Here is a 20,939-nt window from a genome sequence, read left to right as displayed (position 1 = left end):
CGTTGAATGCTTTACGTCGCTCGTTCAGCCAGACCCCCGCCGTCCCGCATCGTCGTCACGCCGCGATGAAATCATCAATCAACATGAGACTTTAGCAGTCCTTCCGGTCCTTGACTATCCGAACCCGCAACACAATTGACGCTGCCGCCATTGCTGCTTTCTGCGTTATATCGCGAGAATATTGCGGAGCGCCCTTCATTTTTTTTGGCCTTCGCCAATTTAAATTTGGCGTGGCCCGGCGCGCAGACGGGTTGCGGCTAATAAAAAAAGCGTCGATAAGAGCGCCACAATGACTCTGGGCATGCTCCAATCGCCATGACTCTCAATCCATGACCTTCAATCCTCGCAAACTTCTTCTCGACATGTTCGGGGCTGCCGTGGACGCGGCCTCCCCAGGGAAATGCCTGGCGGCGCATCTGCCCCGACCTCCGGTCGGCCGCACGATCGTCGTTGGGGCGGGCAAGGCCGCTGGGGCCATGGCCAAGGCGGTCGAAGATCATTGGACGGGACCGCTGGAAGGCTTGGTCGTGACGCGCTACGGTCACGGCGTCCCTTGCCGCCACATTGGGGTGATCGAGGCTGGCCATCCAGTCCCGGACGCCGCAGGGCGGGAGGCGGCGGAGCGCATTCTTTCTCGCGTGCAGGGCCTGACCAAAGACGATCTCGTGCTCTGCCTTATTTCCGGCGGCGGCTCGGCGTTGCTCGCCATGCCGGCCGAGGGCGTGACCCTTGCCGACAAGCAAGGCATCAACAAAGCGCTGCTGAAGAGCGGTGCGACCATTTCCGAGATGAACTGCGTCCGCAAACATCTCTCGGCGATCAAAGGCGGCAGGCTGGCCGCGGCCGCGGCGCCGGCTCGGGTCGTCGCGCTGCTGATCTCGGACGTGCCGGGCGATGATCCCTGCGTCATAGCGTCCGGCCCTACGGTCGCCGACCCGACAACCTCGGCCGAGGCGCTGGCGATCCTTGACAAATACGCCATCGCTGCGCCGGATAGCGTGCGCGCGCATCTCAAGTCCTCGAAATCCGAAACGCTGAAGCCGGGGGATCCGCGGCTCGCAGGGGTCGAGAACATCATTATTTCGACGCCGCAAATGTCGCTCGAAGCCGCAGCCGCGGTTGCGCGGAGCGCCGGCGCGGCGCCGCTTATTCTCGCCAGCGATATTGAGGGCGAGGCCCGCGACGTTGCGCTCGTTCATGCGGCGATCGCGAAGCAAGCGCATCGTTTCGGTCAGCCCATTGCCGCGCCATGCGTCCTGATCTCGGGCGGCGAAACAACCGTCACCGTGCGCGGGTCAGGTCGCGGCGGCCGCAACGCCGAGTTCCTACTGGCCCTCGGCGTCTCTTTGGATGGACATCCTGGAATTCATGCGCTCGCCGGCGATACCGATGGAATCGACGGCACGGAGGACAACGCCGGCGCGGTTCTGTCGCCGGACAGTCTGGCGCGCGCCGCGGCAATAGGCCTCGCGGGAAAGACCTTGCTCGCCAACAATGATGGCTATTCATTCTTCGCGGCGCTTGGCGATCTTGTGGTAACGGGGCCGACGCGCACGAACGTCAATGATTTTCGCGCCATTCTTGTTATTCGCTGAGGTCGTTTATACGAACTGCAAGCTCAGGCCGCAGCGTGCGGGCGAGAAATAGAAGAAAAGCTAAAGCTGCTCAACCTATCGCGAGATAGTTGCAATTCTAGCCGCTGACTTGTGATGGTCAGCATTTTCGTGGATAATTACCTTAATAGCAGTAAGAGGAGGATGCATAATGGCGGGCCGCCACTTTCTTTTTGTCCCGGGACCGACGAACGTTCCGGATCGGGTTCTGCGCGCCATGGTCGTGCCGATGGAGGACCACCGGTCTCCCAAATTCCCCGAACTCACCCTGCCTCTGTTCCAGAATCTGAAGAAAATCTTCAAGACCACGGACGGACAGGTTTTCATTTTCCCGGCGTCCGGCACTGGCGCCTGGGAGTCTTCATTCACCAATACTTTGTCGCCCGGCGACAAAATTCTGATGTCGCGTTTTGGCCAGTTCAGCCATTTGTGGATCGACATGGCGCAGCGTCTTGGCCTCGACGTGCAGGTTTTCGAGGAGGAGTGGGGCACCGGAGTGAAGCCGGAAAAGATCGAAGAGATCTTGCGCGCCGACAAGTCCCACCAAATCAAGGCCGTAGCTGCGGTTCACAATGAGACCGCGACTGGCGTCACGAGCGACATCGCCGCGATCCGCAAGGCGATAGACGCGGCCGGTCATCCCGCTCTTCTCTATGTTGACGCCGTCAGCTCACTCGCCAGCTTGGATTTCCGTCAGGATGAGTGGCGCGTCGATCTCGCCATCACCGGCTCGCAGAAGGGGCTGATGCTGCCCGCTGGTCTTGGCATTCTCTCCGCCAGCCCGAAGGCCGTCGCCGCTTCTAAGAAGGCCACGCTGCGCCGGGTGTTTTTCGACTTCGACGACATGATCAAGGCGAACGCGACGGGATATTTCCCTTATACGCCCGCGTTGCCGATGCTTTACGGCCTGCGCGAATCTCTCAACATGCTGTTCGAGGAAACGCTTGAGAAGGTGTTCGTGCGCCACCACCATCTGGCCGGGGGCGTCCGCGCCGCCGTCAAGGCATGGGGACTGCATCCCTGCGCCAAGGAAGCGAAATGGGATTCCGATACGGTTACGGCGATCGTCGTCCCGACCGGGGTCAACGCTGCTGAAGTCATCAGCACGGCTTATCACCGTTACAATATGTCGCTCGGCGCTGGCCTATCGCAGGTCGCCGGCAAGGTGTTCCGCATCGGTCATCTTGGCGATCTCAATGAGCTGATGGTGCTCGGCGCGGTCGCTGGCGCGGAGATGGCGATGGCCGATGTCGGCATCCCTGTCCAACTCGGCAGCGGCGTCGGCGCGGCACAGGCGCATTACCGCGCGGCGACTGCGGCTAAAGCCCAGAAGCCGGCGGAGCAGCATCGCGTCGCCGTATAGTTTGTAAAGACGCTGAACGATTAGCCGCCGCGCTCAGTCGTTCAGCGAAGATCAAGGGATGCGCCGCGCGAAAGCCTCGGCGCATCTCGGGTCCAAATGGCGGTGCGGCCAACCGTCATGGCTAGCTTGGCCGCTCGACTTTCTTCGCGGTTGCGTCAAGAAAGCATCGACCTCGCCGCAAGCCGGGTTCGCGGCTCCACATCGAGCTACATTGCTCAGGGCATCCCCGACAACATTCTTAAGAGAGCGCCGTGCAACATTCGATTGTCTTTCTCGATCGTTCAACCCTTGAAGCCAATCTGCGGACGCCCAACTTTCCGCACAGCTACAAGGAATATGCAGTCACGGCGCCGGGTGAGATCGTCGATCGCCTACGCGACGCGACGATCGCCATCATCAACAAAGTGCCGCTGCGCGAAGCGACGCTTGCCCAACTTCCTAATCTCAAATTGATTGCGGTGGCGGCGACTGGCACCGACGTTGTCGACAAAGCCTATGCGAAAGCGCATGGCGTCACCGTTTCAAACATTCGCAACTATGCGTTCAATACCGTCCCCGAACACGTCTTTGCGCTAGCCTTTGCGCTGCGCCGAAACATCGTCGCCTATGTTGAGGATGTCCGAGCCGGCCGTTGGCAGGAGAGCGACCAGTTCTGTTTTTTTGATCATCCTATCCGCGACATGCGCGGATCCACCATCGGCATCGTCGGCTATGGGGCTCTCGGCAAGGTCGTCGGCCGCATCGCCGAAGCCTTCGGAATGAAGGTGCTCGCCTATGACGTTTTTCCCCAGCCGGGCCTCGTCGATCTCGAAACCCTGCTGCGCGAAAGCGATATCATCACGCTGCACGCCCCGCTGACTCCCGAAACGAAAAACATGATCGGCGCGCGCCAACTGCAAATGATGAAGCGCGACGCATTGCTGATCAATACCGGCCGCGGCGGCCTGGTCGATGAGGCGGCTTTGGCCGAGGCGTTGACAAAAGGCGTGATCGGCGGAGCGGGCTTTGACGTGCTCACCGTCGAGCCTCCGAAGCAGGGAAATATTCTGTTGGATCTGCGCTTGCCCAATCTCATCATCACGCCTCACGTCGCATGGGCGAGCCGGGAAGCGATGCAGATCCTCGCTGACCAACTGATCGATAATGTGGAGGCGTTCGCCGCCGGCAAACCGCAAAATGTGGTCGAAGCCTGAGCGCCAATGCTTCAATGAGGAGTCGCCATGTCCACGGACATTGAAATTGCCCAGCGCGCCAAGATGCGGCGGATCAGTCTGCTAGCGAAGGAAAAGCTTGGAATCGATGATGAGCACCTTGAGCCTTATGGCCACTACAAGGCCAAGATAGATCTCGATTATATTGATAGTCTGACGGATCGCCCGGATGGCAAGCTGATCCTCGTCACCGCAATCAGCCCGACTCCCGCGGGCGAAGGCAAGACCACGACGACGGTGGGCCTTGGCGATGCGCTCAATCTGATCGGCAAAAAGGCCTCCATCTGTCTGCGCGAACCTTCGCTCGGGCCGGTGTTCGGCATGAAGGGCGGAGCCGCCGGCGGCGGACATTCGCAAGTCGTTCCGATGGAGGACATCAACCTCCATTTCACCGGGGATTTTAATGCGATTGGCCTCGCCACGAATTTGCTGGCGGCGATGATCGACAACCATATTCATCACGGCAACGAGCTCAAGATCGACGTGCGGCGCATCACCTGGAAACGGGTGATCGACATGAACGACCGCGCGTTGCGCGACATCACGATCGCTTTGGGCGGAACCGCCAACGGTTTTCCGCGCCAAGACGGATTTGATATCGTCGTCGCCTCGGAGGTGATGGCGATTTTCTGTCTCGCCACGTCGATCGCGGATTTAAAGCAGCGTCTTGGGGCCATCGTGGTCGGTTATACAATCGATCAGAAACCGGTTCATGCCAGGGACCTTCATGCTCACGGCGCTATGGCCGTGTTGCTGAAGAACGCTTTGAAGCCGAACCTCGTGCAGACCTTGGAGAACAACCCGGCCTTTATTCATGGCGGCCCGTTCGCCAATATCGCGCATGGCTGCAACTCGGTGCTCGCCACCAAGACGGCGCTGAAGCTATCCGACTATGTGGTGACTGAAGCGGGCTTTGGCGCCGATCTCGGAGCTGAGAAGTTTGTCGACATCAAATGCCGCAAGTCTGGCTTGCGTCCGCAGGCTGCGGTCATCGTGGCGACGATCCGCGCCCTCAAATATCATGGCGGCGTCGAACTCAAGGAACTGAACCAGGAAAACCTGGAGGCGTTGCGCAAAGGGCTCGCCAATCTCGAGCGGCACGTCAATAATATCCGCAATCATTATGGATTGCCTTGCGTCGTCGCAATCAACCATTTCACGGCGGATACCGACGCCGAAGTCGAACTTCTCAAGAAAAGCGTGGCTGATCTCGGCGCGCCGATTGTGGTCTGCCGCCATTGGGCGCAAGGCGGCAAGGGGGCCGAGGAATTGGCGCGCACCGTCGTCGATCTTATCGACAAGACGCCAAGCGACTTTCATTACGTTTATGAAGAATCCGCCACGCTCTGGGACAAGGCGACCGCAGTCGCCACCAAGCTTTATGGGGCGGCCAGGGTTACCGCAGACGGCAAGGTCCGCAACCAGATCAAGAAATTGCAGGACGATGGCTATGGCCATTTCCCGATCTGCATCGCCAAAACGCAATATTCCTTCTCGACCGACGCCAAATTGCGCGGTGCGCCGTCTGGCCATGAGATCAATATTCGGGAAGTGCGGCTTGCGGCTGGCGCGGAGTTCATCGTTCTTGTCTGCGGCGACGTCATGACCATGCCGGGCCTTCCCAAAGTCCCCTCGGCGAATAAGATCGATCTCGATGAAGACGGGAGAGTCGTCGGGCTTTTCTAGCCTGTGATTCTACGCGCCTCCGTATTTGCGAGGTCGTTTCAGGGGTTTGGGGCGGGGCGGTCGGTCATGGCCGCTGCCGTGCGGCAGGCCCTAACCGTTGCGAGCCCGCGCTCAGGGCATCTCCCGCGCAGTCAAGAGTCGCTCATCGCGCACGGCATCCTCGCGTTTTGGAGCGGCGCGTCATTTCTTCTGGGCGTCGAGCGAGGCTTGACGCCATTTCGCCAACTGCGAATCGAGTAAAGCTAGGTCTTTTTTGCTCGCGTGAATTTCTCTTTCAAGACAGAGCAGCATCGTTCGGCTATGTCCGCCAAGGGCTCCTGACGTTCGCGCTTTGGAAAGCTCTTTTTCTGAGAGCTCGACTTTCGTTTCGATCTCTTTCCGTCGCGTCTTCAGCTCATGAGACATTTCGCTGCTTCCCCCTTGGTCGACCCGTTCTCGGAGAGAGCGGTCAAGCTTGCCATCCGATCCGGGTGATGCGGCGCGAATGCGGCGAAGCTTGGCGACAAGGCAGGAAAGAGGTCATCCGATATGGTTAAAGCAAAATTAATTACAGACTGTTGCATTAAGATCGCGCCATGAGTTCCAGCGCGAGTCCGTAAATTCGCAGGCGCGCCGCCTCGGGCATGGTGGCGAGAGTCTCAAGATAGACCTCGCCCGCGCGGCACATGCGGCCATCCTCAATCGGCGGGGCGGGGGCCTTGCCGTCGAGAAGCGCCTCGATCTCCGGGGAGCCGAGGCCTTTTTCGCGCAGGGCGTCGTCCAGGACCTGGAAGTCCGCCGCGCTTGGCGCGTCCCTCTCGACCTTTTTGCTCTGTCCGTCGTGGATGGCGTCGAGGCCCGCAGTCACCATGGCGGCGGACAGATCGCGGTGTTCGCTGGAAAACCTCAGAAAATCCCCGTTGGCGCCGCCGTAAAGGAAATCGACGCAAAGCCGTTGATCTTTGCTGGCGAGGGCTTGCAGCATGGCCAGCTCGAGGCCGAAGAAATGGTCGAGGGCAGGTCCGTCGGCTTTGGCCGCTAGAACTCCGCGCGACAGGCGCAACGCCCGCGCAGCCTCGATCATCAGGGCGTCGGCGCTTCCAAATTCGCCGGCGGCGGCGGAGCGTCCGGCGGCTCGCATCAAGAAGGCTTCGTATTCGCCTGGGAATGCGCCCTTTAGACGGGCAAAAAACTCGGCATATTCCGGGGCCGCCGCAATTCTGTCCTCGATTGAGTGTCGCGCCGCCGCGATTTGCTGCGGCGAAGCGCGCTTCTCGCGACTCTCCGCGGATGTTGTCTCGGGCGGCCGGTTCGCTCCGCGCAAAATGTTCCAGCCGAGGAAAAGCGCAACCAATGTGGCGAGACTGAGCAGAGCAAGCCGTAGCGTGTTCATGCGGGCGGATGTCCCCCATTGGAGCGCATCGTTAAAAATGCTGCGGACGTTGGTGATAAGATCATGCGCCAAAACAAATAGATAGATCGCCGACCCGCACTGGCGATGCCGGTAGTTTGGTGCGGAGTTTGCCTACGATGGCGGGATCGGGCAAGTCGCCGCAACTTGGGCGAGCGAGACGACCCGCAACGGCTGCGGCTTCGCCTGCGTCAGGCGGTTTTGCGCAACCGCTCAAACCCGCGGTCGAGATCGGCCTTTAGATCCTCTGGATCTTCAAGGCCGATGGAGAAGCGCAGGGCGGCCCCCGGCGGATTCCAAGCCGTCGCGCTGCGATAGCTGCGGCAATCGAACGGAATGACGAGACTCTCGTATCCGCCCCAGGAATAGCCCATTCCGAACAACTCGAGGCCGTCGAGCATGGCGGCGAGCGCTGCTGGCGAACACGGCCCGAGCAGGACCGAGAAAAGACCCGAAGATCCAAAAAAATCCCGCTTCCATAAAGCATGTCCGGGACAGGACGGCAGGGCCGGATGCAACACCGCAGCGACCTCGGCGCGTCCGGCGAGCCATTGCGCGACATCGAGCCCCTGGCGCTCCGCCTCGCGCAATCTGAGATCGAGCGTGCGCAAACCTCGCAGCGCCAAAAAAACGTCTTCCGGGCCGGGGCACATGGAGAAAGCATCGAAGGTAGCGCTGAGGCGCGGAAACCATTGCGCATTGGCGGAGACAAGGCCAAGCAGCAGATCGGAGTGGCCGGAGAGATATTTTGTCCCGGCTTCAATCGCCATATCGGCGCCGCGCGCATGGGGCGGAAAGAAAAGCGGCGTCGCCCAGGTATTGTCGAGAATTGTGCAGATGCCTTTGACGCGCGCGACTTCGGCGATGGCTGGGACATCGGGCAGCTCAAAGCTTTGCGAGCCCGGCGTCTCGAGCAGGATGACGCTGGTGTTCGGCCGGATCAAACGTTCGATTTCGGCCCCCATCAAGGGATCAAAATAGGTCGTCTCGACGCCCATTCGCGCCAAAATCGTATCGCAGAAAATGCGAGATGGGCGGTAGACGGAGTCGATGACGAGGATGTGATCGCTGGCCTTGACCGCCGTGAGCAGGGCGAGGGAAATCGCCGCAAGGCCCGTCGGGGCCAAAACAGTTCCCGCCGCGCCGGACAACTCGCTCCATGCGTCGGTCAGCGCCTTCGTCGTCGGCGAGCCCTGTGTTCCATAGGTAAACTGTGCGTTGCGGGTCAAGAGATCATGGACCGTCGGAAAAAGCACCGTCGAGCCGCGGTAGATCGGCGTATTGACGAATCCATGCTGTTGCGACGGGTGCCGGCCGGCATAAATCAGCCTGGTGCGCATCTTCAGGCTTTTGCGGTTTTCCGGCGTCATCTCGGTCATGGATTCGTCCCGTTTGCCTTGTGTGCGCCGCAAACTGCGGTTTCGATGCCCCTGACGTCAAGCCTGCGCGAGCCTAAAGCATTTTTCCGCTATCGGACGGGGCAGGCGGCGCCTCTTGACCGGATTCGGCAAAGGCCTCTACTGGGCTCAAGAGTCACGCATCCTCGCGCAGGATCCTTTCCGGAAATCGTCCCCATGCTCAAGATGAATGTCTTGATAAAGCTTTTGGCGCTCGCCGCCATCCTGGTTCTCGGTCAGACGGCCGCGGATGCCGGTACGCTCGATCAGGTGAAGAAGCGCGGCTATTTGATGTGCGGCTCAAGTCCTGGCGTCGCCGGCTTCGGGTTGCCCGACGACAAAGGCAATTGGACGGGTTTCGACGTCGATTTCTGCCGCGCGGTCGCCGCCGCCATCTTTAATGACGCGACCAAAGTCAAATTTATTCCGCTCAGCGCCAAGGATCGGTTCACCGCCTTGCAATCGGGCGAAGTCGATGTCTTGGCCCGCAATACGACATGGACGATATCGCGCGAGACCGGTCAGGGCTTTCTGTTCATCGGCGTCACTTATTACGATGGACAGGGTTTTTTGGTGCGCAAGAAGCTGAACCTATCCTCGGCGCTGGAGCTGTCCGGCGCTTCGATTTGCGTCCAGCAAGGCACTACGACGGAATTGAACCTCGCCGATTTCTTTCGCGGCAACAATATGAAGTATGAGCCGGTCAATTTCGCCAGCGCGGACGAAGCGGTGAAAGCCTATGACGGCGGCCGCTGCGACGCCTACACGACGGACGCCTCCGGCCTCTACGTCGAGCGTCAAAAGCTCGCTAATCCCGAGGACAGCATCGTCCTGCCAGAAATCATCTCCAAAGAGCCATTAGGTCCTGCCGTGCGGCAGGGCGACGATCAATGGTTCAATTTGGTCAAATGGGTGAATTTCGCGATGGTCAATGCGGAGGAGCTGGGCGTCGCCTCCAAGAATGTCGATGAAAAGGCGAAGTCCGATCGCCCCGAGATCAAACGGCTGCTCGGCTTTGAAGGCAATTTCGGCGAAGGGCTGGGGCTCGACGTGGATTGGGCCTATCGCATCATCAAGCTCGTCGGCAATTATGGCGAAGTGTTCGATCGCAATGTCGGCGAAGGCTCCAATCTCAAGATCAAGCGCGGCATCAATGCGCTCTGGACCAAAGGCGGACTGCAATATGCGCCGCCGATCCGCTAAGCTGTGAGAGCGCATTGCACATAGGGTCGGCCCCTTTGTCGCCCGCCGGCGGCGGAGCGCGCCCTCCGCCGCGAAGCGCCGGGCTTTCGTTCTGGTATGACTCCGCGGCTCGGGGCGCGCTTTACCAAGCCATATTTGTGCTCGCGCTCGGATTTCTCCTGTTTGAGGCGATCGTCAATGTGCGGGCCAATATGCAGGCGCGCGGCATTCCGATGGACTTCGGCTTTCTGGACAATGCCGCCGGATTCGACATCAACCAGAGCTTGATTTCCTACAGTGCTGCCTCGACCTACGGACGCGCCTTTGTTGTCGGGCTCTTGAATACGTGTCTTGTCGCCGCGCTCGGCGTCGTTCTTGCGACGATCATCGGATTCAGCGTCGGCGTGGCGCGGCTTTCGAAAAACTGGATCATCGCCAAATGCGCAATGGTTTACGTCGAAGCCTTGCGCAATGTGCCGCTGCTGCTGCAGCTCCTCGTCTGGTACAACGCCATACTGAAAGCATTGCCGGGGCCGCGCGAGTCTTTCGCGCTGCCTTTCGACATTTTTCTCAACAATCGGGGTCTGTTCACGCCGCAGCCAGTGCTTGGCCCCGCCGCGCCATGGCTTGGCGCAGCGCTGGTTTTGGGCGTCATCGCGGCGATTGCTCTGAAAGTGATTTTCCTGCGCTCGAAAATCCTCGGAAGGGGGTTCGACACATTCGGGGGCGGCCTCGTTGCGGCGTTGATCGCGGGTTTTCCCATCGCCGTTTTCTTCATCGGGGCGCAGTCGATCAGTTTCATCTTCCCGCAGTTGAAAGGGTTCAACTTCAGCGGCGGAGCGCGACTGCTTCCTGAATTCGTCGCCTTGGTTCTGGGGCTTAGCCTCTATACGGGGGCTTTCATCGCCGAGATCGTGCGCGCGGGGATTGAGGCGGTGCCGCGTGGACAACGGGAGGCGGCGGCGGCGCTTGGCCTTTCGCCTTCTCAAGCGAGCGGTCTCGTCGTCACGCCGCAAGCCATGCGCATCATCATTCCATTGCTGACCAGCCAGTATTTGAACCTGGTCAAGAACTCATCGCTCGCTGTTTTCATCGGCTATCCGGATCTCGTGCAAGTTTTCGCCGGGACGGTGCTGAACCAGACCGGCGCCGCGGTGCAAGTGATCTTCATTACGATGGCGGTCTATCTGACGATCTCGCTGCTCACCTCTTTGGCGATGAACCTCTACAATCGTCGTTTCACGCTGGTGGAGCGCTGACATGCCGGCCAATGCAGGTCCGGGGCTTAGCCAGACTGCGGCTTACGTTCGCCGAGAGCGCGCCGCGTCGCGGCCCCCGCCGGTCTCTCAGCGAAACATCGTCGCGCTCGTCAGGGAGAATCTATTCGACGGTTGGCGCGCGAGCCTCTTGACCCTCGCCGCTCTGGCGCTGATCGGTCTCATTCTGCCGTCTATTCTGCGTTTTCTGATCTTCGATGCGGTCTGGTCGGCGCCGGATGGGGAGCTTTGCCGCGCGCCGGGAGCCGGAGCGTGCTGGGCTTTCATCGCGCGCAAGTTGCCTTATTTCACTTATGGGTCTTATCCGCTGGCCGAACGCTGGCGGGTCGATCTCACGCTTGTCCTTGGCGCGGCGCTGATCGTGTGGCTGCTTTGGCTGAACGCGCCGAGGCGCCAACTCGCGGGCATCCTGTTCTTTCTCGTTTATCCAATCCTATCCTTCATTCTGCTCCATGGCGCGCCCTGGCTTGGCTTGCCGCGCATCGACTCCGATCTATGGGGCGGCATTTTCGTCAGTCTGCTGGTGGCGATCGTCGGCATCGTCGTCTCGCTGCCGCTGGGGATTCTTCTCGCCCTTGGGCGCCGGTCGAGTTTGCCGGCGCTAAGCGTTGTCTGTACCGGTTTTATCGAAATCGTGCGCGGCGTGCCGATGATCACCGTTCTGTTCACGGCCAATACGATGCTGCCGCTGTTCGTGCCTGAAAATCTTGCGCCGGACCGCCTGGTTCGCCCGCTGATCGGCGTCGCCCTGTTCGCGTCGGCCTATATGGCCGAGGTGGTCCGCGGCGGTTTGCAGGCAATGCCTAAGGGACAGTTCGAGGGCGCGCAGGCGCTGGGGTTACGCGCTTGGCCGGCGCTGCGCCTCGTGATCTTGCCGCAGGCTTTACGACACGTCATTCCCGGCATCGTCAATACGTTTATAGGTCTGTTTAAGGATACGACATTGGTCGCCGTCGTCGGGATTTTCGATTTTCTGCGAACTGTCGATACTGCGCGGCTCGACCCTGTGTGGGCGGGTCCCACGATCTCGACCACGGGCTATGTCTTTGCGGGGGTGTTTTATTTTGCGTTCTGCTTCGGCATGTCGCGCTATTCGCTTTTTGTGGAGCGCCGGTTGTCCCGCGGACGAGGTCATTAGAGCATGAGCGAGCGGGGCATTTCCGACTTGACGCCCAACGGGAACGACGTCGCGATCGAGATGGTCGGCGTCAATAAATGGTTTGGCGCTTTCCATGTTCTGCGCGACATCGACCTTGTCGTTGAGCGGGGCGAGCGAATCGTCATTTGCGGCCCCTCAGGCTCCGGCAAATCGACGCTGATCCGCTGCATCAATCGGCTTGAGGCGCACCAGAGCGGCCACATCTTCGTCGAGGGAGCCGAACTGACCAGCGATTTGCGCATGATCGATGAAGTGCGCCGCGAGGTCGGCATGGTTTTTCAGCACTTCAATCTGTTTCCGCACCTCACAATTCTTGAAAATTGCACTTTGGCCCCGATTCACGTGCTTAAAATGCCGCGAGCGGAAGCTGAGGCGGTCGCCTTGCAATATCTCAGCAAGGTGCAAATTCGGGAGCAGGCGGACAAATATCCCGGCCAATTATCGGGCGGCCAGCAACAGCGCGTCGCGATCGCCAGGGCGCTATGCATGAACCCTAAAATCATGCTGTTCGATGAGCCGACGTCGGCGCTCGATCCGGAATTGGTCAAGGAAGTGCTGGAAACCATGGTCCAGCTCGCGCGCGAAGGCATGACTATGCTCTGCGTCACCCATGAGATGGGTTTCGCCCGTCAAGTCGCCGATCGAGTGATCTTCATGGACGCTGGGGCGATAGTCGAGATCAATAGTCCGGAGGCGTTCTTTTCCCGCCCTCAACATGAGCGGACCAAGCTGTTCCTCGGCCAAATCCTGAAATAGCGGATGGAACGGCTTCGCTCAGCCGGACGTTATGACAGGGGTAGTCCTGCTCCGGTCTTCGCTTTTGCGCTAATGCGGTGGTTGAGGCGGTTCGGACTTTGACAGGGCGGAACCCAGGCCTTGGAGAAAAAAATGGACACGCGAAAAGGTTTGATTCTCGCCGCAGCCATTAGCTTTGCCGGCGCGGGGTCTGGCTCCGCCTTTGCTCAAGCGGCGGTGCCGACGAACGCTCTCGACCACATATACAGGTCGATTGATGAACTCCAACAGGAGGCCTGGACGGATAAGCGCCCTACCCAATACTTGGCCTGTGACCCTTACTACGGCTGCGGCTGGGTTTCTGCTGCGCCCCCGCCGGCCCCTCCTTACGGTCGTCCCCGGCCCAGATATTGATGGTCAATTATGGATGCAAAAACAGGGCGCCGCCGCGGGGCAAGCGTGGGCCGTTATGGCTGCGCGCTCGTGGTTGCTAGGCCCAGATCAATGAGCGGTGTGTTATGAATACGGTTTACCCCGCAAAGTCATGGCCATCGCGCCGGCTCTCCGCTTGATGAAATCCTGCGTCGGAGACTGAAACGGCGGCGTTGGCTTTACGCCAAGCTTCCGCAAGAAATAATTCATCCGGTAGATATTGGCTCTCTCGCTGGCCCAGCTGTGATAATTTATGCTCACCGCCACGGAGATATTGTTTCCGTTCCGAACCCAGTGCGGCGCGTTGATTGGGATATGCACGCCCATCCCCGGCCCGAAAGTGATTTCGTCGGCGTGATGCTGCAGATGCGGCTTGTACTGCGGCGCGTTTCGGTTGCGCGTCCAGAATATTTCGAGCTCTTCTTCTGGGAGCACTTCGCGATCGTCCTGGCGAAAGATGCTGATTTGCTTTGTCCCCTCGACTTGGAGAAGGAAGTTGCATTCGCTGTCGATATGATAAGTCGTCAGCCGGTTGGGGGAAGTTATGAAGACGATGACTTCCTTGCGGCGCATGTTGCGCTCGAGATCGCGACCCGAGACCTCCAATATATCCGACATGCAGACATCGAGCAGCTTCGCGTAGGCGGGATCCTTTTCCGCGCCTTTGAGCGCGATCCAGGCGCCGGCCGTATCGATTCGCTTGATCGTTTCGTCGACCGGGAAAGCGGCGGGGCTTTGTCCCCATTTTTCATTAACGTCAGTGACGCCCGCATCATAGTATAGGTCGCTAGGCCGGGTCAGCGCGGTGTCGCGGGCGAGATCGATCAGTCGCGGCAGGGCGAACAGAGCGTTGCCGGTCAATCGATGCTCCAGCAAAAAATGTCGCTTGTTGAAGTTTTGGCGAAATTTATCCCGATCGATCGCCAGCAAGGGTCTGGCTGCCGTTGTGGCCGATGCTAAGGGATCGCTGACGAGGCTGCCCATTTGCTGCGGTGCTCCATAGGTCATTAAAATAATTTTGGAATAACATATAAAAAGTTCGCCCTCCGCGCGATGACGCACATGGGTGAATCGCAGGCTAAATTCGTTCGGAATTGTAATTCAAAAATTCTTATATTCAAACTAAAGGGCTGGGTTTGCATGATTGCTAATGGAGCCAATAAACTGACTGACGATCGCCCTAATAAATGACGAAAAATGACTATCTTCATACGTATCAATTCATGTGATTTAGCTGGATCAACGGCCGTGAATTTAGGCTGGCGCTTTTATCGCGTAAAACTTTGCCGGCCCATTAAGCAAACGTCCGGGCCGCTCTCTCACGAAGATCGTGTGGAGACAGCGGAAGCGGCGGTTTTAATCCCGTCGGATGCTGCTAGACTGAAGCCGAATTTCCGGCGCGACGCCGCCCTTTAGTGACAGTCTCTTGCCGCAAAGCCCCATTTTGACCGACGTCGGCTTCGTCCACCTCCATGTTCACAGCTCCTATTCGCTGCGCGAGGGGGCGATGGGCATCGCCAAGCTGGCCAAGTTCGCTGTCGCCGATAAGATGCCGGCTCTGGCGATCACCGACACCAATAATCTCTTCGGCGCTCTGGAGTTTTCCGAAAAGCTGGCCAAGGAGGGCGTGCAGCCGATTGCCGGCCTGCAGATAACGCTCGATTATGGCGACGGCGCGCTGATGGCCCCGCGCGGGGAGGAAACCGGCGCCGGGCGCGCGTCAATCGTTCTGCTCGCAAAGGATAACGCCGGCTATCTGAACCTGATGCATATCGCCTCGCGCGCCTGGCTCGATCCGCAGCCGGGCGAGCCGCCGCATGTTTTGCTCGCGCGGCTTGAAGGCCGGACGGAAGGGCTGATTGCGCTGAGCGGAGGGCCGAGCGGTCCGCTCGATTTCGCCTTCAGCTTCGCCCGGCCGGAACTTGCGCTGAGCCGCGCGGTGGCGCTGGAGCGGCTATTCCCGAACCGGCTCTATGTTGAGCTTCAACGTCACGGCCTTCCCACCGAACGCGAGGTCGAGCCGCGTCTGCTTGACCTTGCCTATCGCCGCTCTTTGCCGCTGGTCGCGACGAATGAGGCCTATTTCGCCGCCGCGTCCGATTATGAGGCTCATGACGCCTTGATCTGCATCGCTGAAGGCGCGGTGATCGGCGATGGCGCCCGCCGTCAGCTCTCTCCCGAACATCGGTTCAAGACTCGCGCTGAAATGCTCGCGCTCTTCGCCGATCTGCCTGAGGCGACGTGCAACACGGTCGAAGTCGCGCGGCGCTGCGCCTACCGGCCGCTGACGCGCAAGCCAATGCTGCCAAGCTTCTCGGCCAGCGGCGCGCTTGAGGGCGAGGCGGAAGCCTTGCGGCGAGAGGCGGAGGCCGGGCTCGAAGCGCGCATCGCCTCGCATGGGACCGCGGCCGGCTATGCTGTCGACGATTATCGCAGGCGGCTCGCGTTCGAGCTCGACGTTATCGTCAATATGAAGTTTCCCGGTTACTTCCTAATCGTCGCGGATTTCATCAAATATGCCAAGTCGCAGGACATTCCGGTAGGTCCGGGGCGCGGTTCGGGAGCCGGATCCCTGGTCGCCTATGCGCTGACCATCACCGATCTCGATCCGATCCGCTTCGGCCTCTTGTTTGAGCGCTTCCTCAATCCGGAACGCGTGTCGATGCCGGATTTCGACATTGATTTCTGTCAGGATCGGCGCGACGAGGTGATTGCCTATGTCCGCCGCCGCTATGGCGCGGATAAAGTCGCGCAGATCATTACCTTTGGATCTTTTCTGGCGCGCGGCGTTATGCGCAACGTTGGCCGCGTGCTCGAAATGCCGCTTGGTCAGGTCGATCGACTGGCCAAGCTCGTGCCGCAGAATCCGGCCGCTCCGGTCAATCTCAAACAGGCGATCGACGCCGAGCCGCGACTGAAAGAGGCGGCTGAGGCGGAGCCGCGCGTCGCCAAGATGCTGCAAATCGCGCAGACTCTCGAGGGACTCTACTCCAACGCTTCGACCCATGCGGCGGGCATCGTCATTAGCGACCGGCCTCTCGAAGAGCTTGTGCCGCTTTATCGCGATCCGAAATCCGATATGCCAGCGACCCAGTTCAATATGAAGTGGGTTGAGCCGGCTGGGCTCGTCAAATTCGATTTTCTTGGCCTTAAAACGCTGACGACGCTATCGACCTGCGTAAAACTGCTCAGCCGGCGCGGCGTTCATGTCGATCTCGACAAGATATCGCTCGATGACAAAAAAACCTACGACATGCTCGGGCGGGGCGAGACGGTCGGCGTGTTCCAGTTGGAAAGCGCTGGAATGCGCAAGGCGCTCGTCGAAATGCGTGCGGACCGCTTCGAGGACATCATCGCACTCGTCGCTCTCTACCGGCCAGGCCCGATGGCGAATATTCCGACCTATTGCGCGGTGAAGCTCGGCGAGGAAGAAGCCGATTACATCCATCCAAAGATCGAGCCGATCCTGAAGGAGACGTTTGGCGTCATCATCTATCAGGAGCAGGTGATGCAGATCGCGCAGGTCTTATCCGGCTTTTCGCTCGGCGAGGCCGATTTGCTGCGTCGCGCGATGGGCAAGAAGATCAAGTCGGAGATGGATGCGCAGCGCGATCGTTTCGTTTCCGGCGCGGTGGATAATGGGCTGACGAAAGCCAAGGCGGACGAGATTTTCGACCTTCTCGCCAAATTCGCCGACTATGGCTTCAATAAGAGCCACGCCGCAGCCTATGCCCTGATCGCCTACCAGACCGCCTGGTTCAAAGCCAATTACCAGCTGGAGTTTCTCGCCGCTTCGATGACGCTGGAAAAATCCAACACCGATAAGCTCGCCGAATTCTCAAACGAGGTTCGACGCCTGAAGGGTAAGGTCGAGCCGCCATCGGTCCAGCGCTCCGGCGTCGATTTCGAGGTTCATACCGACGCCGGCGGCGAACTCTGCATTCGCTACGCGCTCGGGGCCATCAAGGGCGTCGGCGAAGGTCATGCCGAAGCGCTGGTCGCTGCGCGCGGCGACGAGGCCTTCAGCGATCTCGCCGATCTCGCCGCCAGGGTCGATCCGCGCGGCGTCAACAAGCGCATGCTGGAGAGCTTGGTCTCCGCCGGGGCGTTCGATGATCTTCAACCCGACCGCGCCCGCGTTTTTGGCGCAATCGAGTCGATCCTCGCCTTCGCGCATCGCCGCGACGACGAGCGCCGCGCCGGCCAAGCCGCGCTCTTTGACGGCGGAACGCAAGACCAGTTGCCGCTGCCAAGGGTTCAGCCCTGGACCCTTGCCGAACGTTTGCAGCGTGAGTTCGACTCCGTCGGATTTTTCCTCTCTGGCCATCCGCTCGACGCCTATGCCGCGGTGCTGGCCCGCCTGCGGGTGCAGCGCTGGACGGACTTCGCCCGCGCCGTGAAGCAAGGCGCCTCCGGCGGACGCGTCGCCGCCACCGTGCTCGACAGGCACGAACGCCGCACCAAGTCAGGCTCAAAAATGGGAATCGTGCAACTGTCGGATCAATCCGGTCAGTATGAGGCGATTCTGTTCCAGGAAGGCCTCAATCAATATCGCGATGTGTTGGAGAAAGGCGCTTCGCTGCTGCTCGGTCTGCAAGCCAGCGTCGAGGGCGAGGACGTCCGCGCCCGCATCGTCACGGCGGAGCCGTTGGACGTAGCTGCGAGTCGGGTGCAGAAAGGCCTGCGGATCTCCTTGCGCGACGACAATCCGCTCAGCCGGATCGCGCAAAGTCTGAACCCCCGCGGCGACGGCGAAGTCGCGTTGATTCTTCAAACGGCCAGCGGCGAAGTCGAGATGAAGCTGCCCGGCAAATACTCCGTGTCGGCGCAAGTCGTCGCCGCGCTAAAGGCGATTCCGGGAATTGACGCCGTCGAGCATGTGTGAGGGGAGGATCATCCGGCTGCATAGCAAGCGGACATAAAAGCGCTACCGGTCTCTCGGAACGCAGACATCGGCGTAGGGTAGCGGGCGACGTGCGGCCTAAGCCGGCTTGCCCGGATACTATTGTGGAATAGGGACGGATAGCACTATGGAATTCAAAAAGCGCACTCTCATGCAGATCGCGGACATGATCTGCGGCAATGCCAAGGGTGACAAGAGTGAGGAGACGTTCTTCCGCTACCGAAGCAGCAGCTATCTAACTGAGTTTTTTCAAGATTGTGACACCGATTTTGAGCATGATGGCTCGACGCGAAACTACTGGGTTGCTGAGACCCTTCGAGAAATTCTCGCGGGACCAAAATCCAACGCAAATACGCCGCCGGAAGCGTTCTCGCGCGTTGTAAACACACTAATGGACCAGGGAGATGCGGAGAATGAAGGAGCGGCGAGAGAGCGAGCGCCGGGGCAGTTAAACGCTGCTCTCGCTCGTGAGGGCTTCGAAGCATTCTACGCACCTGACAAGCAATGCTATCTGCGTCACCTCGCGACCAACAGTGTCGCTACGGCTTCGCCCAACCCGCACCGTCCATTCTCCGCGTCAGAACTCAAAACGCGCGAAAAACTGATTGCCTATCTCGATGACGCATCGGAGGACGCGTTGATCGAGGAGGTGTTGTTGCCACTCTTTCGTCAGCTTGGCTTTCACCGCGTGACGGCTGCCGGGCATCAAGACAAGGCGCTGGAATACGGCAAAGACGTATGGATGAAGTTTACATTGCCGACCCAACACGTCCTTTACTTTGGAATTCAAGCGAAGAAGGGAAAGTTGGATGCGGCGGGCTCCAGCAAGGCTGCGAATGTGAACGTCGCCGAAATCCATAATCAAGTGACGATGATGCTGGGCCATGAAATTTTCGATCCCGAGATTGGCAAGCGTGTTCTCGTGGATCACGCGTTCATCATCGCGGGTGGCGAGATCACCAAAGCGGCCCGAAACTGGCTTGGTAACAAGCTGGACGCCTCTAAGAGGAGCCAAGTCATGTTCATGGACCGGGATGACATCCTAAACCTGTTTGTCGTCACCAATTTGCCGCTACCGATTGGAGCCATGTCAGAAACGGACGCGGTTGACGATGACGATCTGCCATTCTAGCCAGCTTCTAGTGCGTCCCGCAGGTGACCGGCGCTCTTTTTGGAATGGTTTGCTCGCGACGACGACTGACGACATCAACTTTGGCTTTGAAAATGCCTGCGACATTCCCACATTCTAGAGAGAGTGCTGTCGTGCGCCTGCGTCCGAAAGACTCTGCTTCTGCGTCAATCGCGGCCGCCAAACATGCGATAATCTGGTCCAGCCAAGGAGTTTTTCGTGTCCCCGCCGACCGCCATCGATCGCGAAGCCCGCTTCGTAGCCGCCAATTACGCGCCGCTGCCGGTCGTGCTGGCGCGGGGGCGGGGCGCGCATCTTTATGACGTCGAGGGCAAGCGCTACATCGACATGATGAGCGCTTATTCGGCGGCGAGTTTCGGCCATTTGCATCCGCGTCTGGTCAAAGCCCTGAAGGACCAGCTCGAGCGGCTCGATATCGTCTCCCGCGCTTTTCATTCCGATAACCTCGGGGCTTTTTGCGAGGAACTGGCCGGCCTCGCGGGACTAGACGCCTGTCTCGTGATGAACACCGGCGCCGAGGCGGTCGAAACCGCGATCAAGGCCGCGCGCCGTTATGGCTATGATGTTCTCTCCATCCCCGAAGACAAAGCCGAGATCATCGTCGCGGCAGGTAATTTTCATGGCCGCACGACAACGATCGTCGGCTTTTCCGGCGATCCCGCATCCCGGCGCGGTTTTGGACCATTTGCGCCCGGCTTCGTGACGGCGCCTTTCGGCGATGCGGCGGCGCTGGAGGCGCTGATCGGTCCCTCAACCGCCGCTGTTCTCGTCGAGCCGATCCAGGGCGAGGCAGGCGTCATAGTGCCGCCGGAAAACTATCTGGCCGGCTTGCGGCGGATCTGCGACCGGCACGGGATTTTGCTGATTTTCGATGAGGTTCAATCCGGCTTTGGCCGCGCGGGGCGGAATTTTTGCTTCGAATATGAAGATGCAAAACCTGATGGCCTGATTGTTGGAAAGGCCCTGGGCGGCGGCTTGATGCCTGTTTCGGCCTTCGTCGCGCGGCGCGGCCTCATGGACATGTTCGATCCCGGCAGCCATGGCTCGACGTTTGGCGGCAATCCGCTTGCCGCCGCCGTTGGTCGCGAAGCGATCGCCGTGCTTCAAGATGAGGACCTTGCGGCGCGCAGCTTCGCTCTTGGCGAAACCATGCTTGGCGCGCTGCGCGGCATCGATCATCCGGCCATCGTCAATGTGCGCGGAAAAGGGCTCTGGGCCGGCGTTGAACTTGATGCGAAGCGCGTCAAAGCAAAGGATGTCTGCCTTGCCATGATGCGGCGCGGCGTCCTCGCCAAGGAGACGCAGGAGAGCGTTGTCCGGTTGGCGCCTCCGCTTGTCATCGAGGAAGCCGATCTGCTTCGAGCCCTTGAGATTTTTCGCGATGCGCTCGAGGAGGTCGGCCCAGTCCGCGCCGCGCGTTACGCGCTATGAGCCATCGACC

14 protein-coding genes are annotated in these 20,939 nt (G+C 59.7%); 11 read left to right on the top strand and 3 right to left on the bottom strand.

Going from position 1 to position 20,939, the window contains the following annotated elements:
• The first annotated feature begins 329 nt into the window (after positions 1-329).
• The 4 genes from WDN46_24495 (at position 330) to WDN46_24480 (ending at position 5,873) form a co-directional block, all read left to right on the top strand.
• On the top strand, positions 330-1,595 hold the full coding sequence (locus tag WDN46_24495) for a glycerate kinase (GenBank protein MEJ0096452.1): 1,266 nt from the start codon (positions 330-332) through the stop codon (positions 1,593-1,595).
• A 169-nt stretch (positions 1,596-1,764) separates the two neighbouring features.
• Positions 1,765-2,976, top strand: coding sequence for an aminotransferase class V-fold PLP-dependent enzyme (locus WDN46_24490; GenBank protein MEJ0096451.1), 1,212 nt, complete (start codon positions 1,765-1,767; stop codon positions 2,974-2,976).
• Between the two features lie 251 nt (positions 2,977-3,227).
• Positions 3,228-4,169 (top strand): D-2-hydroxyacid dehydrogenase, encoded by a 942-nt coding sequence (locus tag WDN46_24485; protein ID MEJ0096450.1) that lies wholly within the window; start codon positions 3,228-3,230, stop codon positions 4,167-4,169.
• Between the two features lie 27 nt (positions 4,170-4,196).
• Positions 4,197-5,873: a formate--tetrahydrofolate ligase gene (locus WDN46_24480; GenBank protein ID MEJ0096449.1), complete on the top strand. Its 1,677-nt coding sequence runs from the start codon at positions 4,197-4,199 to the stop codon at positions 5,871-5,873.
• A gap of 562 nt (positions 5,874-6,435) precedes the next feature.
• Here WDN46_24480 and WDN46_24475 read toward each other — a convergent pair.
• Positions 6,436-7,317: a hypothetical protein gene (locus WDN46_24475; GenBank protein MEJ0096448.1), complete on the bottom strand. Its 882-nt coding sequence runs from the start codon at positions 7,315-7,317 to the stop codon at positions 6,436-6,438.
• Between the two features lie 137 nt (positions 7,318-7,454).
• Entirely contained in the window at positions 7,455-8,642 is a 1,188-nt protein-coding gene (gene metC / locus WDN46_24470; protein ID MEJ0096447.1) for a cystathionine beta-lyase, read from the bottom strand.
• Between the two features lie 204 nt (positions 8,643-8,846).
• Here metC and WDN46_24465 point away from each other — a divergent pair, with 204 nt between their 5' ends.
• The 4 genes from WDN46_24465 to WDN46_24450 are packed head-to-tail and all read left to right on the top strand — an operon-like array spanning position 8,847 to position 13,034.
• Positions 8,847-9,863: an amino acid ABC transporter substrate-binding protein gene (locus tag WDN46_24465; protein MEJ0096446.1), complete on the top strand. Its 1,017-nt coding sequence runs from the start codon at positions 8,847-8,849 to the stop codon at positions 9,861-9,863.
• 14 nt (positions 9,864-9,877) lie between these two features.
• Positions 9,878-11,101, top strand: coding sequence for an ABC transporter permease subunit (locus WDN46_24460; GenBank protein MEJ0096445.1), 1,224 nt, complete (start codon positions 9,878-9,880; stop codon positions 11,099-11,101).
• 1 nt (position 11,102) lies between these two features.
• The gene (locus WDN46_24455; GenBank protein MEJ0096444.1) at positions 11,103-12,257 is read left to right on the top strand and encodes an amino acid ABC transporter permease; all 1,155 of its coding nucleotides are present in this window, start codon (positions 11,103-11,105) and stop codon (positions 12,255-12,257) included.
• A 3-nt stretch (positions 12,258-12,260) separates the two neighbouring features.
• Positions 12,261-13,034, top strand: a complete 774-nt coding sequence (locus WDN46_24450; protein ID MEJ0096443.1) for an amino acid ABC transporter ATP-binding protein — start codon at positions 12,261-12,263, stop codon at positions 13,032-13,034.
• A 495-nt stretch (positions 13,035-13,529) separates the two neighbouring features.
• On the opposite strand, the gene WDN46_24445 is transcribed toward WDN46_24450, so the two are convergent.
• Entirely contained in the window at positions 13,530-14,453 is a 924-nt protein-coding gene (locus WDN46_24445; protein ID MEJ0096442.1) for a transcriptional regulator, read from the bottom strand.
• Positions 14,454-14,886: 433 nt separating this feature from the next.
• On the opposite strand from WDN46_24445, the gene dnaE reads away from it, so the two are divergent.
• The 3 genes from dnaE to rocD all read left to right on the top strand — a co-directional run bounded on the left by dnaE (position 14,887) and on the right by rocD (position 20,929).
• Positions 14,887-18,330 carry a DNA polymerase III subunit alpha gene (gene dnaE, locus WDN46_24440; GenBank protein MEJ0096441.1) on the top strand — a complete coding sequence of 1,148 codons (3,444 nt, stop codon included), beginning with the start codon at positions 14,887-14,889 and terminating at the stop codon, positions 18,328-18,330.
• A gap of 145 nt (positions 18,331-18,475) precedes the next feature.
• Entirely contained in the window at positions 18,476-19,480 is a 1,005-nt protein-coding gene (locus WDN46_24435; protein MEJ0096440.1) for a hypothetical protein, read from the top strand.
• 216 nt (positions 19,481-19,696) lie between these two features.
• Positions 19,697-20,929: an ornithine--oxo-acid transaminase gene (gene rocD / locus WDN46_24430; GenBank protein MEJ0096439.1), complete on the top strand. Its 1,233-nt coding sequence runs from the start codon at positions 19,697-19,699 to the stop codon at positions 20,927-20,929.
• The last annotated feature ends 10 nt before the right edge of the window (positions 20,930-20,939 follow it).

The sequence above is a fragment of the Methylocella sp. genome (genome assembly GCA_037200525.1).
In the GTDB taxonomy this organism is placed as follows: Bacteria; Pseudomonadota; Alphaproteobacteria; order Rhizobiales; family Beijerinckiaceae; genus Methylocapsa.
Note: the sequence above shows the minus strand (reverse complement) of the source record. Positions and strands in the feature narration are given on the sequence as shown.